Genomic DNA, 22,139 nt, shown 5'->3' with positions numbered 1-22,139 from the left:
CGTGACCGAAGAAGTCACCGAAACCACCGAGGCCCCCGCCGCCGAGGTCGTGGAGACCACCGAGACCTACGAGACGGTCGCCACCGACGAGTCCGCCCCGCGCGAGCCCGTCTACATCGACCGCCCGATCCAGACCGTCGGCCGCCGCAAGCAGGCCGTGGTCCGGGTGCGTCTGGTGCCCGGCACCGGCAAGTTCATCCTGGACGGCCGCACGCTGGAGGACTACTTCCCGAACAAGGTGCACCAGCAGCTGATCAAGGCCCCGCTGGTGACCGTCGATCGGCTGGAGAGCTTCGACGTCTACGCCCACCTCGACGGTGGCGGACCCTCGGGACAGGCCGGCGCGCTGCGTCTGGCCCTGGCCCGGGCGCTCATCCTGGTGTCGCCCGAGGATCGTCCCGCGCTGAAGAAGGCCGGCTTCCTCACCCGCGACCCGCGTGCCATCGAGCGCAAGAAGTACGGCCTCAAGAAGGCCCGTAAGGCTCCTCAGTACAGCAAGCGCTGATACTGCGAGCAGGTCACTTTCTGGTCGCGAGCGTGCGTCGTTCCGCTGTTGCGGTCGCGTGTCGCACCGCGGACGCGCACGCTCGCGCCGGAAAGTGGAAACCGACCATCAAACCGGGAGGTTTGTCTGTATGGGTCGCCTGTTCGGCACCGACGGCGTTCGCGGCCTGGCCAACCGCGAGCTGACTCCGGAACTGGCCCTCGCGCTCGGGTCGGCCGCCGCTCGCCGCCTCGCGCGCACCGGCCCGGCGCGTCGCCGGGTCGCGGTGGTCGGGCGCGACCCACGCGCCAGCGGCGAAATGCTCGAGGCCGCGGTCGTGGCCGGACTGACCAGCGAAGGTGTCGACGCCCTTCGGGTCGGTGTGTTGCCCACCCCGGCGATTGCCTATCTGACCGGCGCCTATGACGCCGACTTCGGCGTGATGATCTCCGCCTCGCACAATCCCATGCCGGACAACGGCATCAAGATCTTCGGCCCCGGCGGCCACAAACTCGACGATGCCACCGAGGACCGCATCGCCGAACTCGTCGCCGCGGGTCCCGGTGAGCGCCCGGTGGGCGCCGACATCGGCCGTGTGGTCCCCGCCGAGGACGCCCTGGAGCGCTACCTGCGCCACGTCGGCAAGGCCGCCACCACCCGCCTCGACGGCCTGACGGTCGTGGTCGACTGCGCGCACGGTGCCGCCTTCGAGGCCGCCCCGCAGGCCTACCGGGCCGCCGGCGCCACCGTGGTGGCCATCAACGCCGAGCCCGACGGGCTCAACATCAACGACAACTGCGGTTCCACCCACCTCGACGAGGTCCGGTCCGCGGTGCTCGCGCACGGCGCCGACCTGGGCTTGGCGCACGACGGCGACGCCGACCGCTGCCTGGCCGTCGACGCGACCGGCGCGGTCATCGACGGCGACGCCATCATGGTGATCATGGCCCTGGCGATGCGGGAGGCCGACGAACTGGCCTCCAACACGCTGGTCGCCACCGTGATGAGCAATCTCGGGCTGCACCTGGCCATGCGCGAGGCCGGAATCACGGTGCGCACCACCGCCGTTGGGGACCGCTACGTGCTCGAGGAGTTGCGCGCCGGAGAGTTCACCCTCGGCGGCGAACAGTCCGGGCACATCGTCCTGCCGGCCTTCGGCACCACCGGCGACGGCGTGGTCACGGGCCTGCGGCTGATGTCCCGGATGGCCCAGACCGGGTCGACGCTGGCCGAACTCGCGGCCGGCATGCGGTCGTTGCCGCAGGTGCTGATCAACGTCGCGGTCGCCGACAAGACCACCGCGGTGCAGGCCCCGGCCGTGCAGACCGCGGTGCTCGAGGCCGAGGCCGAGCTGGGCGACACCGGCCGAATCCTGCTGCGGCCCTCCGGAACCGAACAGCTGGTGCGGGTCATGGTGGAGGCCGCCGACGAGGACACCGCGCGCCTGGTGGCCGGCCGGGTCGCCGAATCCGTCAGCCGACAGCAGTAGATTTTTCTTCCCCCACGGAACCGATGCCGTCCCGGCACCGTCTGAGTAGGCATGGGACGAGATGGGGTGCGAGTCGATGCCGCCGAATTGCGGGCGGTGGCCGGGAACTTCGAGCGGATCGCCGAGACCGTGGCGCGCGCCGCCCGGGTGCCGCTGAGCTTCGGGGCGGCGGTCGCCGGCCGCGACCACGGCGGCGACGGGGACGCGGTGCGGCGCGGGCTGGACCGCCTGGGCACCGACCTGACGCTGTGGGCGCGCGCGGCCGCGGAGATCGCGGCGGGTCTGCGCGCGGGTGCGGACCGCTACACCGACTCCGATCGCGGCGTCGCCGCGCGGCTGGGCTGAGCGGTGGACCACGACGTGGCGGCGCGGCTGGCCGACGGGCGGGCCGCGCTCGACGACGCGCAGACCTACGCCTCGGCGGCCCGCCCGCACACCTACGACGACCTCGAGACGTGGTACGGCGGCGAGCGTGGGCTCGAGCTGCAGCGGCTCGACGCCGACCGGGCGGCGCTGGAGGCCGCGGCCCGCTCCGCGGCCGACGCGCTCGAGTCGGCCCGCGCGCAGCTCGCGGCGCTGACCCGCGCATGGGACGGCCCCGGCGCCCGGGCCGCGTCGGATTTCGTTCGGCGGCACTGTGATTCGGCGATGGCCGTCGTCGACGCGCTGACGTCGGCGACGCAGGGCTGCGCCGATCTGCGCGACGAGCTGTGGGCCGCGGTCGACGCGAGGGTCACCGCGACCACGGCCATCGCCGACCGGGTCGGCGCCCACCGCGCGACCTGGCTGCCCGCATCGCGGAGCGTGTTGTCCGGCGCACCCGACGAGGCGGCCGCGGCCGTGGTGGCCGAGCAGGTGGCGCCGTTCGTGGACACGGCCATCGGCGGCGACTGGCTGCGCGCCATGCGGAGCACCGCCGACGCCGCGCGGCAGGCCTACCGCCACGCGATCGAACGACTCGACGCCTGGCCCGGCGCGCGCTTCGAGGTGCCGGGCGACCTCGGGCCCGCACCGGCCGTCCAGGTGCCCGCCCCGACACCGGTGACGACCGCCCCGCAGGCCGCCCCGGTCCCGGCCGATGTGCTCGCTGCACCGCCGGTCGCTGCGGCGCCGTCCGTTGCTGAGGTGCCGCCCGTTGCTGAGGTGCCGCCCGCGGCGGCGGTCTCACCCGTCGCCGAGGCTGCGCCGCCGCCCATAGCCGCCTCGCCCGGCCCCGCTGCGCCCATGCCCGCTGCGTCCCCACCGGGGGCGGGCCTGCCGAACCTCGGCGAGGCGCTGGGCGGACTGTTCGACGGTGTCGTGGGCCCGGCGCCGGGGGAGCCCTCGGGCGCGGTGCCCGATATCGCACCGCCGGACCTCGAACCGCCGGCGCTCGATGAGCCCGATCCGGCGGGGCTGGAGGGCCCCGAAGACCTCGAGGAACCAGCGGAAGGCTCCGAGGAGGACCCCGAGGAACTCGACGGGCCCGAAGAAGAAGCCGACGAAGGGCTGGATCCCGCGGAGCCCGCAGACGAACCCGCCGAACCCGGACAGTCCGAACGCACCGAAACCGATTCCCCCGCAGCCGAACTGGTGGAGGACGAGCCCGAACAGATCACCCCGCCGCCCACGCCCGAACCGGACTGCGCGACACCCGCGCCGCCACCGCCGCCGGAAGCGACACCGTGCGAGATGGCCGCCGACGAGCTACCGCAGGTCGGCGAGTGATCAGCGGGTCAGGGCGACGAGTTCCTCGACATAGGCGAGCGACTCGCGCTCGTTGCCCAGTGGATGGACCAGCAGGGTGGTGACACCGGATTCGGCGAACGCCGCGATCCGCTCCTTGACGTACCCGCGGGGACCGACCAGCGAGACGCTGCGCACCAGGTCGTCGGGGACGGCCGCGACGGCCTCCTCCTTGCGGCCCGCGAGGTAGAGGTCCTGAATCCGGTCGGCCGCCTCGCCGAACCCGTAGCGGGTGGCCAGGCTGTGGTAGAAGTTCTTGCCGCGCGCACCCATGCCGCCGAGGTACAGCGCGAGTTGTGGCTTGGCCCAAGCCAATCGGTCCTCGACGTCGTCGCCGATGGCCAGGCTGGCCGACACCATGATGTCGAGGTCGCCCAGGGCGGGGTCGCGCTTGGCGAACCCCGCGCGCAGCGCGTCGCCCCAGACCTCGTCGGCCTTCTCGGGTGAGTAGAACACGGGCTGCCAGCCCTCGGCGATCTCGGCGGTCAGCTGGACGTTCTGCGGCCCCAGCGCGGCGATGGTGATCGGAATCCGCTCGCGGACAGGGTGATTGATCAGCTGCAGCGGCTTACCCAGGCCGGTGCCGCGGTCGGCGGGAAGCGGCAGCTGGTAGTGACGCCCGTCGTAGGTCACCTTCTCGCGGCGCCACACCTGCCGGCAGATCTCCACGACCTCGCGGGTGCGGCCCATCGGCGCGTCGAACGGCACGCCGTGGAACCCCTCCACCACCTGCGGGCCGGACGTGCCGATGCCCAGCCGGAACCGGCCGTCGGACACGTAGTCGACACCGGCCGCGCTCATCGCCAGCAGCGACGGCGTGCGGGTGTAGATCGGCACCACGCCGGAGCCGAGCTCGATGGTCTCGGTCTTGGCGGCCAGGTAGCCGAGCTGGCTGATGGCGTCGAAGGAGTAGGCCTCCGGCACCAGCGCGATGTCGACGCCGAGCTTCTCGAACTCGACCACCTGCTCGGCCGCCTCGCGAAACCCGCCCGCATATCCCAGAAAGATGCCTGTGCGCATGGTCCTCAGTTATACCACCAACCAGTTGGTTGGAGTAGGCGGCCCCTAGTACTCGAACAACGATACCGGTGCGGCAAATGGCGCGGCCCCGCTATATTGAAATGCGAATAGAACACCGTAGCGGTGAACACAACAATGGCGGCGTGGCCGACGAATTTCACCGACGGTAATTCTCCAGAACCTGTCGGGCGGGAGTGGAAATATGAAACTGCGAATTGTCGTCGCGGTCACCGCACTGGGGGCGGTCCCCGCGATCGCGGGGACCGCGATCGCGACCGGCGACCCGGGTGCGCCCTGCGAGGCCTTCCACCCCGTCGGCGAGACCATCACCGGGGTCAGTCCAGATCAACTGGGTCACTGGACAGTTCGATACCAACGGGTCGCGGGCGGGAACCCCGCGATCGCGGACGCGATCAACGGGGTCATCGACGCCGAGGCCCGCGGGCAGGTGGCGACCTACGAACCGAGCGCGAGCAAGACCACCGCGTGGACCCTGGATGTCGACGGCAAGGTATTGCAGCGTCCGGTCACGATTTCGACGGTGTTCACCGGTGAATACGGCACGGATCTGCCGAATATGCCAATTCATGCGGTGGCGACCAGGGTATTCGACTGCCGCAGCGGAATTCTGATCGACTGGGACAATCTCTTCGTCGACAAAAAGGCCGGGCTGGCCCGCCTGTCCGAGCAGACCGCCAAGATCCTGCCCACCGTCTACGCGCCGCCGTCGAATCCGGGGCGGTGGCAGTTCGGCAGCGAGATCGCGCCCGTCGACGCCAACTACCGCTACTGGGTCCCCACCGGTCAAGGCATCGAACTGCACTTTCCGGACGGGCAGTTCGGCCGCGGCGTGGCGGTGATCACCGTGCCGTGGCCGGAACTCCGGGACCTCATCGCCCCGGAGTTCCAGGCGATCGCCGGGTAGCCGGCGATCAGTGCGGCCGGCCCACCCGCGGTGTGTAGCAGCCGTGGAAGGTCAGCGGCAGATGGTGGTTCAGGGTGCCGGTGTAGACCGGCCCGGCCTCGATGTCCCGGGCGTCGAACACCGACAGGTTGGCGATATTCGCGTTGCCGTCGAGGACCGGCCCCAGCAGCCAGCCGTCATCTTCGGCGGTGGCCCCCGGACGTTCGGCGAACACCACCTCGTGCGGGAGGAAACCGTCCGGAAAGCGGTAGACGGTTTCCTTCTCGGTCTCGTTGTCGATCTTGACCAAGCCGTTGGGATAGACGTTGCCGTCGAGGCCGGCCGAGAGGTAGGTGTACCGGTTGGGCCTGGCCATGTATTTGATGTTGTACATCGGGAATTCGCCCTGCCGATCGGAGAACTCCTCGATGCCTACGGATCCCGACGGGGAGATGCGCAGCCGGGTCGGCACGCCGCCGTACGGCATCGTCGAGGTCTCCAGCAGATCCTCGACGGCGGACAGCTGACCGTTGAGCTGGTCCCAGGTCGCGTGATAGTTGAGCAGATCGACCACCACATCCTCACCGTCGTCGTAGGAGTTCGACAGATGCAGGTGCAGCAGCGGATCGGTGTGGATGATCCGGGTCTTGCCGCCGTCGCGGGGGACCAGCGCGATCATCGTGCCGAGCGAAGCGTGGTGCTCGATGGCGTCGATGTAGTTGTTCAATCCGAACGCCGCCCCGAAGAACTTCTTCAGCGGGAACACCAACGGCGGGATGACGAACACCATGTACCGCTTCGTCAGGCCGACGTCGTGGTTGAACATCGGCCCGGGCAGTCGCACGCTGCCCAGCCGCTTCATCTTCCCGGCCCGGTCCACCCGGTAGCAGATCAGCTTCGGCACCGGCGCCATCGCCATCCCGAAGTTGAACATCTCGCCGGTGTCCCAGTCCCGCTTGGGATGTGCGGAGAAGGCGCCGAGCCATTTCAGCTCGCCGTCGAAGTCGTACTCGCCCCTGGTGCGCAAGGTATCCGGGTCCACCCGGGTGGGCCGGCCGCCCTCCCACAGCGCGAGCAACTTACCGGCATGCAGCACCACGCCGGTGTTGGCGACGTTGGCCGGGAACCGCAGCGCGTTGGCCAGCACGCCGCCGGGCCGCATCGTCCCCAACGCCCGGTAGGGGGCGGCGTCGGAGATGATCGACTTCTGGTAGTGCTTGGTCTGGATGAACCGGTTGCGGAAGTGCACGGCGCCCTCGGACATCGAGAACATCGACAGCATGCCGTCGCCGTCGAAGAGGTGGCCGAGCTTGGTGCCGCCGGCCTCCATCTTGCCCGGTCCGTTGCGGTACAGCGTGCCCCGCAGGTCCGCGGGCAACTCGCCGCTGACCTTCTCGATGGGGTAGTCGTACTCGTCGTAGAGCGGGGTGTAAGCCTTGATGCCGCCGCCGGAAACACTGGCGCTGCTCATCGGGGAACTCCAATCCTCTGGGGGTCAGTGTGCCCTGCGAACCCGCAGGGTGCAGGAAAGTCCGGGCAGGTGCGGATCGAACTCGAGCGGCATCGGACCCTCGGCGTGGAAAACCTTCTCGCAGGCGGCCTTGCAGCCCATCAGGCACGAATTGTCCTGAGTGGGAGTGGTTTTGGCCACCACATGCATGGCGCACTCCGGGATCTCGTAGACCAGGGTGCCGTCGGGATCCGTACCGGTCCGATGGATGGGCCCGACCAGGAACGTCGACATGCTCACGCCCAGGTCCATGACGGGCGCATACCAGCGCCGCGGCACGATCTTGACCGCCTTGAACGCCGGCAGCAGGAACCGCAGCCAGCGGCGCAGCCGCCCGGAGATCGCGTCCGAGACCAACTCCGAGACCGACTCGAACGGCAGATCCCGCAGCAATTCGCCCACCACCCACTCCAATTCGCGGACGAACTGCCCGTACTGGCGTTCCCAGGAGCTTCGGGGGCTCTCCAGCAGACCGCGGCGCCGACGCGAGGCGGCCACCGCGGCCCACCCCGCCTCGACCGCGGCGCGGTCGTCGCTGACCAACCGCAGCACCGGCAGGAACACCGTCTCGGGCAGGTCGCCGACACGTTTGAGCATCGAGTGGGTGAGCAGCTCGTCGCGCAGCGCCACCGGAAGCGGCGCCGGCCTCGTCGTCGTTCCTTGCATGCTGCTCCTCATCTCAGTACCGCCCACCTTGCCGGATGGGCTGCGACTCCGGCGGCAGAACCGGGCCGCCGTAGGGGGTGCGGATGGTGTGGTCGGTGATCGGGGTGGGGTCGGCGCGCCGCAGGGTGTCCAGGCCCTCCGGCGGCACAGCGGTGTCGTCCCCGGGGGGCCGCGGAGCGTTGCGCGCCCCGCGCACCAGCAGGTTCGGATCGTCGTTCTGGCAGTACGTGTACAGGTAGGGCTCGGGATAGTTCGGGATGAACGGCACGTCGCGCGGATGCGGATAGTCGCACAGCGGGCGCGGGTAGATGTCGGCGATCGCCCAGATGGCGCCGTCGTGCATGAGCGAACGGATGCCGTCGAGCAGCGGGGGTCGTTCGTCGTTGAACATCCGGTCCAGCGCCGGCACCCGCACATAGGACAGCTCGGCGACGGTGGTCAGATCCCCGAGCAACTGCACCATGGTCGGTGAGTTGTCGGCGATCACCTTGTCGACCGTCGTCAGGACTTGCGGTGTCTGGTCGAGCAACTGTCGGATACCGGCGTCCTTGGCACCGATGCCCTGCAGCGTGCCACCGAGATTCGCCGCCATCGCGTGCAGACCAGCCGACGACTCGTCGAGGATCCGGAACACTGTCCGGCTGCTGCGCAGCAAGGTCATGGTCTGCGGCAGCACCCCGTCGAGGGTGGACAACAGCATTTGCGCACCGTTGAACAGGTCCCGCAGCTTCTCCGGGCCCTGCTCGCTGACCCCGAGTTCGTCGATCACCGCGGAGATCTGCGCGGGGTCGGCCTGGGCCAGCACCCCGTCGACGTTCGTGAGCAGGCGCCACAGCGGGACCGGCGTCTCGGTGCGGTCCCGACCGATGATCGTGCCGTCCTCGATGAACGGCCCGTCGCTGCCGCGCGGGCTGAAGTCCAGATACTGTTCGCCCGCCGGGGACAGGGCCGACACCCGAACCGCGGTGTCGGCCAACGGGATCCGGACGTCACCGTCGATCAGCGCGGTGGCCAGCACCCCGTCGCCGGTGACCTCGACGGACTGCACGCGGCCCACCGGGATGCCGCGCAGCGTGACGTCCTGGCTGGCCAGCAGCCCGCCGGACTCGTCCAACTGCACCTGGACGGCCATCTGGGTGTCGAACGGGTTGACCCGCAGCGCGCCGAAAGCCAGGTAAGCGACCCCGACCGCCACCAGGGTCAGCTGCCCGACGATGGACAGCAGCAACCGGCGCGAGCTGGCGAAGCGCACCGCCCGGATCGCCGCGGCGGCAACCGGTTCGAACAGCCCGCTCAGATTCATTGCGGCGGCCCCCAGATCCGGCCGCGGTCCGGTCCCCACACCCGGTCGCCGAGTTGGGTGATCACGAACCGGATGGAACCGACCATGTTGTCCCAGTTCTCCCATTTGGGTCCGGTGAAGCCGGGGTCGGCCGCGTGGTTCATGTCCGGGATGTGACCGATGGCGATCTGCTGCAGATCCACATCCGCGGCCGCCGCGTTGGAACCGAACAGTTTCAGCGCCGCCGGCAGGAACCGCATGATGTTCGCCATCGTGACCCGCGGGTCGGTGGCGGTCTCGTTGAACGCCGACGACAGCGTGTTCAGATCTCGGATCCAGCTGCGGGTGTCGGTGCCCTGGATGGCCGGGAACTTCTGCAGCTGATCGGTCACCGCGCCGAGCTGGTTCACCAATTCGACGATGGCCGCGGTGTTGTCGGCCAGGGTCAGCAGCGCCGGCGCCGAGGAGTCCAGCAGATCGTTGATGGTGCCGCGGCGACTGTTGAGATCGTCGGCCAGCGCGGCGGTCCGCTCGAGCATGTCGCGGATCTCGTCGGAGCGGTCGGCCATCGTCGACACCAATCCGCGAGACTCCTGGATCAGGCTCGACAGGCCCTGACCGTCGGAGCCCAGCGCGCTGCCGACCCCGTTGAGCACCCGGGTCAGGTTGCGGATCACGCCGCCGTTGACGATCAGCGACGTGGTGGCCAGCACCTGCTCGACGGTGGCCGCCGCGGCCGTCGCCGCCAGCGGGATGACCGCGCCGTCACCCAGCATGGCCGTGTCGGCGGCCGGTAGTTCGGCGGGCGGGGTCAGCGCGACGAACACATCGCCCAGCGGGGTGGCCGACCGCAGCTCGGCGGTGGTGCCCGCGGGCAGCCGCACCCCGTCGAGGATGCGCATCTGCACCACCGCGGTGTACTCCTCGGCGGTCATGTCGACGACCTCGCCGACGTCGGCGCCCCCGACCCGGACCTTGGCCCGGTCCGGCAGGTTCAGCGCGTTGGCGAACTCGGCGGACAGTTCGTAGGTGGGCCCGCTGAGCCCGGGCGCGGGCAGCGGCAGCTGCTCGACACCGGCCGAGCAGCCGGCCACGACGGACGCGACGGTCGCGGCCAGGATCGGCGCAATCATCCGGTGGGTCCTGCCCATTCGCCGCGCGGTCATTCGCCCAACCTCGTCATCGCCTCGAGCACGGTGGTGACCCCGAAGTCCGGTCCGAGGTCGCGGATCGATCCGGTGCGGCAGCCCAGCTGGCGCAGGCCCAGGATGTTGCAGACCTCCTTGGTCATCGAACTGTCGAAGAACACCGAGTCGAAGTGCGCCCCGACGCGCAGCATCCCGTTCTCGGAATCGATTGCCGCGGCGGCGTTGTCGATGGCCAGCGGCGCGACGTCGAAGACCTCGGCGAGCTCGCGCCGGTAGTCGACCAGCGCCCGGGCCAGCCGCGAGGTGCTGCCCAGGGTGGCCTGCAGGTGCCCGCCGTTGTCGTCGAGCAACTCGTTGACCCGGGAGAGCAGGCTGTTGAGTCGCGCTCCGGTGCTACCCCGGCCGATGCCCTGTTCGTTCAGCAGGTCGGTGAGTTGACGGACGTAGCTGCCGAATTCGCGAACCTGGCCCTCGTTGCGGGCGGCGGCGTCCATCAGGCTGCTCAGGTTGGTGATGATGGTCTGGATGTTCTCCCGGGTGGCCGCCCCGCCGTCCGCACCGGTCCGCAGCGCCTCGGACAGCTTGCTCAGCGCCGTCTTGATCTGCGGACCGCTGGTGGAGGTGATCGCCGAGGTGGCCGTCATCAGATCGGTCACCGGGCCACCGCCGTGGCCGTCGCCGCCCATGGCGGTCCCGAGTTTGTCGACCATCTTCAGCACCCGGTCGAACTCGACGGGGGTGCGGGTGGACTCCGCGTCCAGCACCGCGCCGTCGGGCAGCATCGCCCCGCCGGTATAGGGCGGGGTCAGCTCGATGTGGCGGTCGGTGAGGATCGACGTGCCCACCGTGACGGCCGTGACGTCGGCGGGCACCTTGGTGCCGGCCGTCAGCTCGATGCCGACCAGGACGTGATCCCCGCGGGAGTCGATCGAGGTCACCCGGCCTACCGGCATGCCCAGCACGGACACGTCGTTGCCGACGTAAAGTCCGATGGCGTTGTCGAACTGGGCGGACAACCGCGTCGGCGGCGGGCTGCCCGGGCGCAACAGGTAGGCGCCGCCGACCACCAGCGCCACCGCCGTCAACAGCGCCGCCAGCGCGACGGTTCTCCTGGGCACGCGCATCACTCGCAATCCTTGAAGTACTGGTAGCGCTCGGGCCACTTCCACTGCTCGGCGCGGCCGCTGATGGCGCACATCCAGGAATCGACCATCAACCCGCCGGGCAGCATGAAGTCCAGGAACGGGCCCGTCCCGGTGGCGTTGGCCGCATTGCGCATGGCCACCGGCATGATCTGGAACAGGTTGCGCAGCAACGCATCGTGGTCGCCCAGCATCGCGGTGACCTCGCGCATGTCGGTCATCATCTGATCGAGATGGACGTGATCGGCGCCGCTGACCTCGTCGGCGGTGGTGATCAGGTTGGTGGCCGCGGCCAGCAGTCGCTCCACCGCGGCACGGCGGGCGACGATCTCGCCGGTGAGTTCCCGGCCCTGGGTGATCAGCGCGGCCAGATCGTCCTGCTGATCGCCGAGGACCGTGGCCACCGTGGCGGTGCTGCGCAGCAACTCCGCGATCTGATCCCGCCGGTCGGCGATCACCGTGGCCAGGTCCTCCACGTTGGCCAACGCCTCCGGCAGCACCGACGGCACGCCGTGCAGTTGTTGCGACAGCGTCACCATCGACTCGGCGAACCGCTCGGCGTCCACGTCCTCGAACGTCAGGGTCGAGTCGGTCAGCAGCTTCTGCAGGTCGTAGGGAACCGTGGTGTTGGCCAGCGGAATTCGGTCGTCGGCCAGGTGGCCTTCGCCCTGCGGGCGCAACTCCACGTACCGGGAGCCCAGCACGGTGGTCAGCTTGATGGCAGCCCGGGTTCGATCACCCAGCCGCACCCCGCCGTCGAGCTTCATGGTCACCAGCACCCGGTCGCCGGTCAGGTCGGTGGCGCTGACCGTGCCGACCGGGATGCCGGCGATGCTCACCTCGTCGCCCGGGCGCAGGCTGGCGGCCTGCAGGAACTCGGCGGTGTAGGAGCGCTTGCCCAGGTGCAGCGAGCTGAACACCGTCAGCGCCACCACCAGGGCGACCAACGACACCAGCGCCAGGGTGCCCAGCCACGCCTTGTTGAGGTCCTCCAAAACCCTTGGCCGCCGTTGCGTTTCGCTGACCTGCTTCACGTGCTTCACCTGCACTTCGCCGTGTATTTGCGCTTGCCGCCGGGGGTGGCGGCGTCGACGATGGTCGGGATGATCGGCTTCAGGAAGTTGAACAGGGTGAAGTTGAAGTCGCACGGCATCGCGCTCATCGCGGTGGAGTCACCGGTAATGCGGGACAGCCCCTTGAGCACCAGCGGCAGGTTGGACCCCAGGGTCGCCCAGCCCTCGCGGTTGGCGACCATCGAGGCCAACATCCCCGGCTGCCGGCGCAGCATCTCCTGGAAGTCCGGGCTGGCCTCGGTGGAGATGGCCGACAGCCGCGAGATCACCGTGTTGATCGAACCGGTGGAGTGCACCAGTTCGTCGCGGCGCGCGTTGAGGCCGGCGACCACCGTGCGCAGTTGGACCAGGGTGGACTCCAGCTGGGAGCCGCGGTCCGCCAGGTTCGCGGTGACCGCGCCGAGGGATTCGATGACCTCGCCGAGCACCTGATCCGGTCCGGCCATGGTCTGGGCCAGCCGCGAGGTCTCCGAGATCAGCACCACCACCGACTCCTGGTCGCCCTGCAGCGCGTTGATCAACGCGTTGGACAGGTTGCCCCGGTTGGTCGGATCCAACAGGGTGAACATCGGCTCGAAACCGTTGAGCAGGTTGGTGACATCGAACGACGGTTCGGTGCGTTCCACCGGGATGACCGCGCCGTCCGGCAGCCGTTCGGGTGCGCCGAAATCGGCCAGCGACAGCCCGATGTAGCGCTGCCCGATGATGTTCTGGTAGACCACCGAGGCCTTGGTGTTGCCGTAGAGCGGTTGTTCGCGCTCGACCCGGAACCGGACCTTGGCCAGTTCGCCGTCCAGCTCGACCGAGTCCACCCGGCCCACCCGCACCCCGGCCACCCGGACATCGGAGCCGGCCCGCAGCCCGGTGACGTCGGTGAACATCGCGGTATAGGCGTACGCGGGCCCGGACACCTCCCGGCGCAGGGTCACCAGGATGGTCCAGGTCAGGCTCAGGCAGACCACCAGGAAGACGGCCAGCCAGGCCAGCAGGCGGGCGCGGGCGATCATGGCGCCCCCGGGATGAACTCGACTGGCGGCGGCGGTGTTTCGAGCACGCCGAGAATGACCTCGTCGGCCGGGTTCGCCGCGGTGGGCAGGGTGATCCCCGGTGGCGGCGCATACGCGCGCGGGTCGGGCAGGCCCCGGGTCTCGACGACGGGGATGCCCTCGGGTGCGGTCTCGCAACTCGGTCCGCGCAGCGGCCCGTAGACCGGGCAGTCGGCCCGGTTGTACAGCCGCAGCGGCGTCAGCGAGACCACCAGCTTGAACGTGAAGGTCACCTTCTGGTCGGTGCGGGTCCACATCTCGTTGAAGAAGCCGTCGACGACGTTGTTCAACCCGACCGCCACGGCCGGGAACTTGGCCGAGCGATCGGCGAGCACCCCGATCACCGGCGTGAGGTTGGTGGTGATGCCGACCAGGTTGTCGGTGTGGTTGTCCATCGCCTTGCGCAGCGTGCCCATCGTGTGAGTGCCGCCGGTGAGCAGATTGCCCAGTGCGGCATGCTGTTCGGCGACGGTGCGCATCGGCTGCACGGCGTTCTGCAACGAATCCAACAACTCCGGGGCGGTGCTGCCCAGCGCGGTGATCGCCGAGGTCCAGGTCTGCAGGGTCGGCGGGCCGGACTCCTCGACCCGCAGCGCGTTCATCTCGGCGACGATCCGGTTGAGGCCCTGGGCGGCCGCGGTCAGTTCCGGTCCCTTGCCGGCGGTGGCGTCGGCGATCGTGCGCATGATGCCCAGGGTGTGGTCGGTCTCCGGACGCCCGGCCGCGTCGACCAACTCGCGCAGCTTGGCCAGGGTGGTCTGGAACAGCTGGGTGGGCAGGGTGGCGTCCTGCTCGATGACGTCGCCGGAGCGGATCGGCGGACCGCCGGCCCCGTCGTCGACCAGCTGCACCGTGGACACCGCGAACGCGTTGCCCGGGACGATGCGCGCGGTGACCGAGGCCGGGATGTTGTCGACGTACTGCGGCCGCAGATCGATCTGCACGATGTTGTCGCCGCCGTGCAGCGCGGGCTGCACCGAACGCACCATGCCGACCAACACCCCGCGGTACTTCACGTCGGACTTCATCGGCAGCCCGTCGCCGACGCTGGCCAGCTGGGCCACGACCGGCACCCGGGCGTCCAACGTGCCGTTGGACTTGGCGAACATCAGCGCCGCCGCGACGGCACACACCGCCAGGAATGCGATGCACGTCAGGATCAGCGAGCGGGTGGACGGTCCGCGGCCGTCGAGTTCGAACTGATTGCCCATCAGCCGCCGAGCCTTCCGCCGGAGTCGATGCCCCAGAACGCCATGGTGAGCATCATGTTCGTGATGACCATCAGGGTGATGCTGGCCCGCATCGCCCGGCCGGCGGCGATGCCGACCCCGCGCGGACCGCCGGTGGCGTAGAACCCGTAGTAGCACTGCACCGTCGACATGATCGCGACGAACACCGCGACCTTGATGACCGCGAAGATCATGTCGCGCCCGGACAGCATCAGGGTGAAGTAGTGCAGGTAGGTGCCGGTGGCCTGACCGCTGGCCAGGAACACCACGAACTGGCAGACCAGGAAGTTCAGCGCCAGGCAGACCACGAACAGCGGCACCACCGCCAGCGCGGAGGCCAACACCCGGGTGGTCACCAGGTAGGGGATGGGCCGGATGGCCACCGCGTCCAGCGCGTCGATCTCCTCGGAGATCCGCATGGCGCCGAGTTGGGCGGTGAACCGGCACCCGGCCTGGATCGCGAAAGCCAGCGCGGCCATCAGGGGCGCGAGTTCGCGGACCGTGGCCAGCGCGGTCAGCAGGCCGGTGGCCGGCCCCAGACCCAGAAGGTTCAGCGCGTTGTAGCCCTCGATCGCCACCACCGCGCCGGCCGCGGCGCCGACCACCAGGACCACGCCGGCGGTGCCGCCGCCGACGACGATCGACCCGTTGCCCCAGGTGACGTCGGAGGACAGGCGCAGGAATTCGCGCGGGTACCGCTTGAGCACGGTGGGGATGCCGGCCAGGGTGCGGAAGAAGAACGCGACCATGTGGCCGATGCGGGCCATCTGGAAGCCGGTGGACTCCGCGGCGTTCTGCACGGGACGCACGCCGCGGGGCAGGTAGACGCTGACGGCCATCGGTCAGAAACTCGTCTTCGGGAACAGCACCAGATACATCTGGCTGATCAGCACGTTGGTCAGCAGCAACAGCAGGATCGACTGCACCACAGCCGCATTCACCGAGTTGGCCACCCCGGCGGGTCCGCCGCGGGTGTCCAGTCCCTTGTAACAGGCGATGATCGCGACGATCATCCCGAACACGACCGCCTTGATCAACGTCAGGATCAGATCGTCGACGGTGGCGAAGGACGAGAAGGTCGCGGTGTAGCTGCCCGGCGTGCCGCCCTGGAGCATCACCGTGAAGGCGTAGCCGGCCAGGAACCCGATGAAGCACGTGAAGCCGGTCAGCGCGACCGAGATCACGACCGCGGCGGCCAGGCGCGGCACCACCAGCCGGCGGATCACCGAAACCCCCATCACCTCCATGGCGTCGGTCTCGTCGCGGATGGTGCGCGAACCGAGGTCGGCGCTCATCGCCGAGCCGACGGCGGCGGCCATCAGGATCGCCGCGACCAGGGGGGCGCCCTGCCGGATCACCGCCAGCCCGTTGGCCGCCCCGGCCAGCGCCGTGGCGCCGAGTTGTCCGGCCAGCAGGCTGAACTGCACCGCCAGGGTGATGCTGATCGGCACCGCGATGAACAGTGTCGGCACCACCGCGGTGCGCGCCATGAACACCGCCTGTTCGACGAACTCCCAGAACGGGAATCGGCCCCGCACGATGTCGCCGATCAGGTGCTGGAACACCCGCACGGCCAGCACACACTGACCCCCCACGGTGCGCAGCGAGGTCACGGGGTGGCGGTCGAGATATCCCCGCCACCACTGCGTGACCTCCTGTGTGGCAGTCATTCTCGCCGGCCCCCTCGGCTTGCCCCCCGCACGCTCAGTCGGCCTCGAACACCAGGGACAGGCGGGTGAAGCCCCGCAGCATGAAGCTGGGTTCGTAGGCGAAGTCGTTGTCGGGCCCGAACTGCACCGTCCGGAAGCGGCCGGCCAGGTTCGCCAACGCGATCCGGGCCTGCAGTCGCGCCAGCGGCGCACCCAGGCAGGCGTGGATGCCGGCGCTGAACGCCAGGTGGTTCTTGGCGTTGGTGCGCAACGGGTCGAACTCCTCGGGTTCGACGAACTGGGTCTCGTCGCGGTTGGCCGAACCGAAGTTGAGCACCACCATCGAACCGGCCGGGATCGTGGTGTCGCCGAGCGTGACGTCGGCCTTGGTGATGCGGAACATGCTCTGGACCGGGGTGAGGAACCGCAGCCCCTCCTCGACGACGGCCGCGGCCCGCTCGGCCGGGCTCTCCCGCAGCCAGTCCCACCACTTCGGTTGTTCCGCAAGCTGATACAGCATCCCGGTCATCAGCTTGGTCGAGGTCTCGTTACCGGCGATGAGGATCTGCTGGATGATGCTCAGCGCCGCGCCGGTGCTCAACGGTTCATCACCGTCGCCGACCTCGGAGGCCTGCACCAGTCCGGTGATCAGGTCGTCCTGGGGCGCGGTGCGGCGTTGCTCGAGTTGGTCGGCGAAGTAGCGCTGGTACTCCAGCAGGCTGCGGGCCTGTTCCAGCGCCCCGGCCTCGTCGATCTCGGCGCCGATGGTCAGCGCGAACTGATCCGACCAGCGCTTGAAGTCGTCGATGCGGTCGTCGGGAACGTTGAGGGTGTGGGCGATGATCCGCAGCGGCAGGGGCGCGGCGAAGGCCGAGACGAACTCCACCGGCGTCCCGATCGGGAGTTGCTGGGCAAGATCTTCGACGATGGCGTGAATGGCGGCTTCGCGCTGGGCGACGAAGCGCGGCGTGAACGCCTTGGCCACCATCCGGCGGTAGTAGTGGTGCTCCGGCGGGTCGGCCGTGAGCAGGGTGGGCACCGGGGGCCAGCCTTCGGCCGCGATGGCAGCAACCTCGGCGGCCACCGATTCCGGCGGCGGTAGCTGCGGCACGCCGAAGGCCGAGGAGAACACCTCGTGGTTGGTCAGCGCCTCGGTGACCAGCTCGCGCGACGTGACGAACCACATGCCCCGGCTCGCGACGAAGTGCACCGGGGCCTCCGCGCGCAGCGTCTGGTTCCACGGATGCGGGTTCTGCATGGTGTCCGGTTCGAGCGGATCGAACGCGTCGACTGGGTAGGTGGTGCGTTCGGTGGTGGTGTCGCTCAAGGGGTGACTCCCAGCTGCTCGTCGCGCTTGACTAATTAGTGGACTAATATAATAGTGAGCTAGATCATATGCAACCACGAGATCCGACGACGTCGGGATTGGGGAGGCGCAGTGCCGACTGCGGTGGTGACCGGTGCCGGAAAAGGTATTGGACGTGCGGTGACGCAGAAGTTAGCGGCGGGCGGCGCCACGGTGGTGGCCGTCGACCTCGACGGCGAGGCCGCCGACGCCGTCGCCCGGGAGGTGGGCGCGCGGGCTGTCCAGTGCGACATCACCGACCCGTCGGCGGTGGCGGAACTGGCCGCGAGTCTCGACTCGGTGGACGTCCTGATCAACAACGCCGGCATCTGGCGGTCCCAGACGCTGGCCGACTCCACGGTCGAGGACGTCGATGCGGTCTTGCGGACCAACGTGCTCGGCAGCTGGCTGGTCACCCGGGAGTTGGCGCCCAAGTTCGGCCCGACCGGCGGGGCCGTGGTCAACCTGACCTCGGTGCTGGCCGAACTCGGGGGAGCGGGTCGCGGCATCTACCCGGCCTCCAAGGCCGCCCTGGTGGCGTTGACCAAGCAAATGGCCACCGAGTACGCGCCGCGCCGCATCCGGGTCAACGCGGTGGGGCCGGGGCTGATCCTCACCGACGGTACGGAACCCGAGTTCGCCGATCCGCGGCTGCAACAGGCGATCGGCGAGGCGATGCCGCTGGGGCGCCTGGGCAAACCCGAGGACGTTGCTGAGGCGGTGGCCTTCCTGGCGTCCGACGCCGCGGGCTATGTCACCGGTCAGGTGCTCTACGTCGACGGCGGTTGGGCCATCAACGGCTCGGCGTTCATCGCGACCGCGGTCGGCACCTACCTCGAATCGCTCGCCACGGCCTGAGGCCACTAGGAGGACGAAGATGACGAATACAGTCGACCGCCCGGTGCAACCGGGTGAGGCACGTTCTGCGGGCCCGACCGTGCAGAGCCTGCTGGCCACCGACAGCCGGGAGGTGCCCACCCCGCTGCGGGAGGAGTCCTACGAGTACCTCGGCTCGGCGGACATCGACAAGGACCGCTACCTGACCCACGAATTCCACCGCCTCGAGGTGGAGAAGGTGTGGAAGAAGGCCTGGCAGTTCGCCTGTCGGGAGGAGGACATCCCCGAGGCCGGCGACTACCTGGTGTACGACGTCGCCGACCTCTCCCTGATCGTCGTGCGGACCGAGGGCGGCGACATCAAGGCCTACCACAACGCGTGCCTGCATCGCGGCACCCGGCTGTGTGACGACAGCGGCCACGCCAACCAATTGCGTTGTCCCTTCCACGGTTTCACCTGGAGCCTGGACGGCGCGCTGACTGACGTGCCGTGCCGGTGGGATTTCCCGCACGTGCGGGCGGAAGAGTTCGGGCTGCCCGAGGCCCAGACCGGCCTGTGGGCCGGGTTCGTGTTCGTCAACCCGGACCCCGGCGCCGAGTCGCTGGAGACCTACCTCGGTGACCTGGACAAGCACTTCGCGCCGTTCGCGTTGCAGGACCGCTTCAAGGCCATCCACGTGGCCAAGGTCATCGACTGCAACTGGAAGGTCGGCATGGAGGCCTTCCTGGAGTCCTACCACGTCATCGCGACCCATCCGCAGTTGCTCGAGTACCTCGGCGACTCGAACACCCAGTACGACGTGTACTCGCGCGCCGACGGGTTGCCCGGCTTCAACCGGATGATCACACCGCAGGCGACCAGCAGCCCGCACCTGGAACCGCTGGAACCCCAGGACGTCCTCGACGCGATGTTCCGGGACTTCTATCCCGACGGGGTGGGCACCTTCGAGGTCCCCGAGGGCGCCTCGGCGCGCCCGATCGTCGCCGAGGCCATGCGCGCGAACCTGGCCGCGGCCACCGGCGCGGACCTGTCGGGGGCCAGCGACTCGGAGATCTTGGACGCCATCCAATATTTCGTCTTCCCGAACATGGTGCCGTGGGCCGGCGTCGGGGCGCCGCTGACGTATCGATTCCGGCCCTACGGCAACGACCCGGATCGCTGCATCTTCGACATCATGATGCTCACACCGCTGCCGGCGGGCGTGCCGAAACCGAAGACCGGGCCCGTGCATTGGCTCGGGGCCGACGAGGATTACAGCGCCGCACCCGAACTCGGCGGCCTGTGCGCGGTGTTCAACCAGGACCTGGCGAACCTGCCGCGCATCCAACGCGGGCTCAAGTCGATGACCAAGCCGGGCGTGACCCTGGCGAACTATCAGGAGATCCGGATCCGGCAGTTCCACCAAGATCTCGACGCCTACCTTGACCGCTGAGGCGGACCCCCTGCTTGCGCTCGTGCGCGATGATAGGGGGGTGAGTGAAAACAAGGTGAGCAGGCCCGGGCCGGGACGTCCGGCCGGAATCGACAGCGTCGACACCCGGCAGCGAGTCATCGACGCAGCGTGCCGCTGCTTCGCGCAGTACGGCTACGGGCCGGCCACCAACAACCTCATCGCCGAAATGGCCGGTGTCACCGCGGGATCCGTGTACTACCACTTCGGCACCAAGCGCAAGCTGTTCGACGCGGTCTGCGACGACGTCTACGGCAAGATCGTCGCGCGGTCCTCGCAAGTGATGGCCGGTGCCCACACCGTGCGCGGCTTGTTGCGCGCGGTGCTCACCGAATCGATGCGGATCAACCACGAATCGCCCGAGTTGGCCGGCTTCGTGGCGACCGCGCCGATCGATGCGCGCCGCCACGAGGAACTGTCGGAGGCGTTCGGCAAGCAGGCCGCAACGATGGCCGAGGCCCTCGCGGGTGCCGTCGCCACCGGCCAAGAGGGCGGGCTGATCCCGACCGACCTGGATCCGGTCGAGGTCGCGGGCATGATCAGCGCCATCGTCGACGGCTTCGCCCACGCGGCGGCCTCCCACGATGCCGCCGCGATGGACCGGATGAACCAACTGATCGACACCCTGCTCCTGGAACCCGGCGCGGACCCGCCGGCCGACCCCTGAGGACCGAACACCATGGCAAGCACGGCGTTTCGCGAGAGCCCCTTCCTGACCGGCCATCACCGTCCCAACCGGATGGAGGTGGAGGCGCCCGACCTGTTCGTCGAGGGCGAACTGCCTGAGGATCTGGCGGGGGTGTTCTACCGCAACGGCGCCGAGCCGCTGTATCCGCCGACCCACGAGGACTACCACTGGTTCGACGGCGACGGCATGGTCTACGCGTTCTACCTCGCCGAGGGGCGGGTGGCGATGCGCAACCGATGGGTCCGCACCGACAAGCTGCTGCTGGAGATGAAGGCCGGCCGGCGCCTGTTCGGGGTGCACGGCAACCCGATGACCAGTGATCCGCTGGCCGCCGGCACCCGCTACAACACCGCCAACACCAACGTGATCCTGCACGGGGGCAAGCTGCTGGCGCTGATGGAGGGCGCCCCGCCGGTCGAGATGAACCCGCACACCCTCGAGACCGTCGGCGAACACCACTACGGCGGGGTGATCACCACGACGTTCTCGGCGCATCCGACCGTCGACCAGCACACCGGTGAGCTGATCAACATCGGCGTGCTCGCGCGACACGGCGGGCAGGCCCCCGAAATCCGGTACGACGTCATCGATTCCGCCGGCAACCCGACCAAGACCGAGTACATCCCGATCCCGCATCAGACGATGATGCACACGTTCTTCGTCACCGAGAACTTCGTGGTCTTCCCGGTCACCCCGCTGGACGTCAGTGTGCAGCGCGCGATCTCGGGTGGCCCGATGGTGGCCTGGGACACCGAGCGGCCCACCAAGCTGGGCGTCATGCCGCGCGACGGCGGCGCGGCCGACGTCCGGTGGTTCGAGGCCGAGCCGCGGCACATGATGCACCAGGCCAACGTGTGGGAGGACGGCGGCCGGATCGTCGCCGATGTCGCGGCCGCGGAGGGGACCGCGCTGTTCCCCGACATCGACGGCCGGCGCCGCTCCCACCGGGAGACCCGACAGAGCCTGCGCCGCTGGACCATTGACCCCGCCGCGCCCACCGACGTACTGCGCGAGGTCATCCTCAACGACCGCGACATCCAGTTCCCGCGCCCCGACGACCGATTGATGACCCGTCGGAGCCGGCACGCCTTCGCCAACTCCAACCTGAACTCCGTCGACGGCCGCGCCGACGGGATGGATGCGGTCGTGCGGGTGGACACCGAGACCGGGGCCGAGGACTTGTACCACTTCGGCGACGGGGCCGCGGCCGGCGAGCTGATCTTCGCGCCGCGTCTCGGCGGCACCGACGAACTCGACGGGTACGCGCTGACGCTCGTGCACCGGGCGGGGGAGGCCGAGACCGAACTGGCGGTGTTCGAGGCCGCCGCGCTGGCCGTCGGCCCGGTGGCGCGGGTGAAGGTTCCGTTCCGGATTCCCAGCGGATTTCACTGCAACTACTACAGCAGTGACAGCCCGCTGTATCGCCAGGCGCTCGGGGTGGGCTGAGGAATC

21 protein-coding genes are annotated in these 22,139 nt (G+C 69.3%); 9 read left to right on the top strand and 12 right to left on the bottom strand.

The genetic code is table 11. The features are described from left to right. Position 1 precedes the first annotated feature (1 nt). The 4 genes from rpsI (at position 2) to EL338_RS18695 (ending at position 3,680) form a co-directional block, all read left to right on the top strand. Positions 2 to 505, top strand: coding sequence for a 30S ribosomal protein S9 (gene rpsI, locus EL338_RS18710; protein ID WP_372940094.1), 504 nt, complete (start codon positions 2 to 4; stop codon positions 503 to 505). Positions 506 to 635: 130 nt separating this feature from the next. Next, positions 636 to 1,973, top strand: coding sequence for a phosphoglucosamine mutase (gene glmM / locus EL338_RS18705; protein ID WP_126335120.1), 1,338 nt, complete (start codon positions 636 to 638; stop codon positions 1,971 to 1,973). Positions 1,974 to 2,039: 66 nt separating this feature from the next. Then, on the top strand, positions 2,040 to 2,318 hold the full coding sequence (locus EL338_RS18700; protein WP_235666204.1) for a type VII secretion target: 279 nt from the start codon (positions 2,040 to 2,042) through the stop codon (positions 2,316 to 2,318). A 3-nt stretch (positions 2,319 to 2,321) separates the two neighbouring features. After that, positions 2,322 to 3,680 carry an ICP22 family protein gene (locus EL338_RS18695; protein ID WP_126335118.1) on the top strand — a complete coding sequence of 453 codons (1,359 nt, stop codon included), beginning with the start codon at positions 2,322 to 2,324 and terminating at the stop codon, positions 3,678 to 3,680. Here the strand turns inward: EL338_RS18695 and EL338_RS18690 are convergent, their stop codons facing one another. Further along, the gene (locus EL338_RS18690) at positions 3,681 to 4,718 is read right to left on the bottom strand and encodes an LLM class F420-dependent oxidoreductase (protein ID WP_126335117.1); all 1,038 of its coding nucleotides are present in this window, start codon (positions 4,716 to 4,718) and stop codon (positions 3,681 to 3,683) included. It lies immediately after the preceding gene. 202 nt (positions 4,719 to 4,920) lie between these two features. Between EL338_RS18690 and EL338_RS18685 the strand changes: the two genes are divergently transcribed. Then, entirely contained in the window at positions 4,921 to 5,643 is a 723-nt protein-coding gene (locus EL338_RS18685) for a DUF3298 domain-containing protein (protein WP_235666203.1), read from the top strand. A 7-nt stretch (positions 5,644 to 5,650) separates the two neighbouring features. Here EL338_RS18685 and EL338_RS18680 read toward each other — a convergent pair whose 3' ends face one another. From EL338_RS18680 to EL338_RS26785, 11 genes are read right to left on the bottom strand one after another with little or no spacing between them, the layout of a single operon-like run. After that, the gene (locus tag EL338_RS18680) at positions 5,651 to 7,093 is read right to left on the bottom strand and encodes a carotenoid oxygenase family protein (protein WP_126335116.1); all 1,443 of its coding nucleotides are present in this window, start codon (positions 7,091 to 7,093) and stop codon (positions 5,651 to 5,653) included. Positions 7,094 to 7,117: 24 nt separating this feature from the next. Next, a complete protein-coding gene (locus tag EL338_RS18675; protein ID WP_126335115.1) occupies positions 7,118 to 7,798 on the bottom strand; it encodes a hypothetical protein in 681 nt (226 codons plus the stop codon). A 13-nt stretch (positions 7,799 to 7,811) separates the two neighbouring features. Continuing rightward, positions 7,812 to 9,101 carry an MlaD family protein gene (locus EL338_RS18670; RefSeq protein ID WP_126335114.1) on the bottom strand — a complete coding sequence of 430 codons (1,290 nt, stop codon included), beginning with the start codon at positions 9,099 to 9,101 and terminating at the stop codon, positions 7,812 to 7,814. After that, the gene (locus EL338_RS18665; RefSeq protein WP_126335113.1) at positions 9,098 to 10,246 is read right to left on the bottom strand and encodes an MlaD family protein; all 1,149 of its coding nucleotides are present in this window, start codon (positions 10,244 to 10,246) and stop codon (positions 9,098 to 9,100) included. Before EL338_RS18665 ends, EL338_RS18670 begins: the two co-directional genes overlap by 4 nt. Continuing rightward, entirely contained in the window at positions 10,243 to 11,352 is a 1,110-nt protein-coding gene (locus EL338_RS18660; protein WP_235666548.1) for an MCE family protein, read from the bottom strand. The genes EL338_RS18665 and EL338_RS18660 overlap by 4 nt, the downstream gene beginning before the upstream one ends. After that, complete coding sequence (locus EL338_RS18655; RefSeq protein WP_235666202.1) at positions 11,352 to 12,404, bottom strand: MCE family protein; 1,053 nt, start codon at positions 12,402 to 12,404, stop codon at positions 11,352 to 11,354. Before EL338_RS18655 ends, EL338_RS18660 begins: the two co-directional genes overlap by 1 nt. A 5-nt stretch (positions 12,405 to 12,409) precedes the next feature. After that, positions 12,410 to 13,450, bottom strand: coding sequence for an MCE family protein (locus EL338_RS18650; RefSeq protein ID WP_126335110.1), 1,041 nt, complete (start codon positions 13,448 to 13,450; stop codon positions 12,410 to 12,412). Next, a complete protein-coding gene (locus EL338_RS18645; RefSeq protein WP_126335109.1) occupies positions 13,447 to 14,700 on the bottom strand; it encodes an MlaD family protein in 1,254 nt (417 codons plus the stop codon). The genes EL338_RS18650 and EL338_RS18645 overlap by 4 nt, the downstream gene beginning before the upstream one ends. Then, positions 14,700 to 15,557, bottom strand: a complete 858-nt coding sequence (locus tag EL338_RS18640; protein ID WP_126335108.1) for an ABC transporter permease — start codon at positions 15,555 to 15,557, stop codon at positions 14,700 to 14,702. Before EL338_RS18640 ends, EL338_RS18645 begins: the two co-directional genes overlap by 1 nt. Positions 15,558 to 15,560: 3 nt before the next feature. Continuing rightward, on the bottom strand, positions 15,561 to 16,388 hold the full coding sequence (locus EL338_RS18635; protein ID WP_126335107.1) for an MlaE family ABC transporter permease: 828 nt from the start codon (positions 16,386 to 16,388) through the stop codon (positions 15,561 to 15,563). Positions 16,389 to 16,422: 34 nt separating this feature from the next. Beyond that, positions 16,423 to 17,694: a cytochrome P450 gene (locus tag EL338_RS26785; RefSeq protein ID WP_126335106.1), complete on the bottom strand. Its 1,272-nt coding sequence runs from the start codon at positions 17,692 to 17,694 to the stop codon at positions 16,423 to 16,425. A 159-nt stretch (positions 17,695 to 17,853) separates the two neighbouring features. Here EL338_RS26785 and EL338_RS18625 point away from each other — a divergent pair, with 159 nt between their 5' ends. The 4 genes from EL338_RS18625 to EL338_RS18610 are packed head-to-tail and all read left to right on the top strand — an operon-like array spanning position 17,854 to position 22,133. After that, complete coding sequence (locus tag EL338_RS18625) at positions 17,854 to 18,570, top strand: SDR family NAD(P)-dependent oxidoreductase (RefSeq protein WP_235666201.1); 717 nt, start codon at positions 17,854 to 17,856, stop codon at positions 18,568 to 18,570. A gap of 19 nt (positions 18,571 to 18,589) precedes the next feature. Beyond that, positions 18,590 to 19,981: an aromatic ring-hydroxylating oxygenase subunit alpha gene (locus tag EL338_RS18620; protein ID WP_126335104.1), complete on the top strand. Its 1,392-nt coding sequence runs from the start codon at positions 18,590 to 18,592 to the stop codon at positions 19,979 to 19,981. A gap of 40 nt (positions 19,982 to 20,021) precedes the next feature. After that, positions 20,022 to 20,666, top strand: a complete 645-nt coding sequence (locus EL338_RS18615) for a TetR/AcrR family transcriptional regulator (protein WP_126335103.1) — start codon at positions 20,022 to 20,024, stop codon at positions 20,664 to 20,666. Positions 20,667 to 20,678: 12 nt separating this feature from the next. After that, complete coding sequence (locus tag EL338_RS18610) at positions 20,679 to 22,133, top strand: carotenoid oxygenase family protein (protein WP_126335102.1); 1,455 nt, start codon at positions 20,679 to 20,681, stop codon at positions 22,131 to 22,133. The last annotated feature ends 6 nt before the right edge of the window (positions 22,134 to 22,139 follow it).

Source organism: Mycolicibacterium chitae (genome assembly GCF_900637205.1).
Classification (GTDB): Bacteria; Actinomycetota; Actinomycetes; order Mycobacteriales; family Mycobacteriaceae; genus Mycobacterium; species Mycobacterium chitae.
The sequence above is the reverse complement of the archived record's forward strand: the minus strand, read 5'-3'. Positions and strand labels throughout refer to the sequence as shown.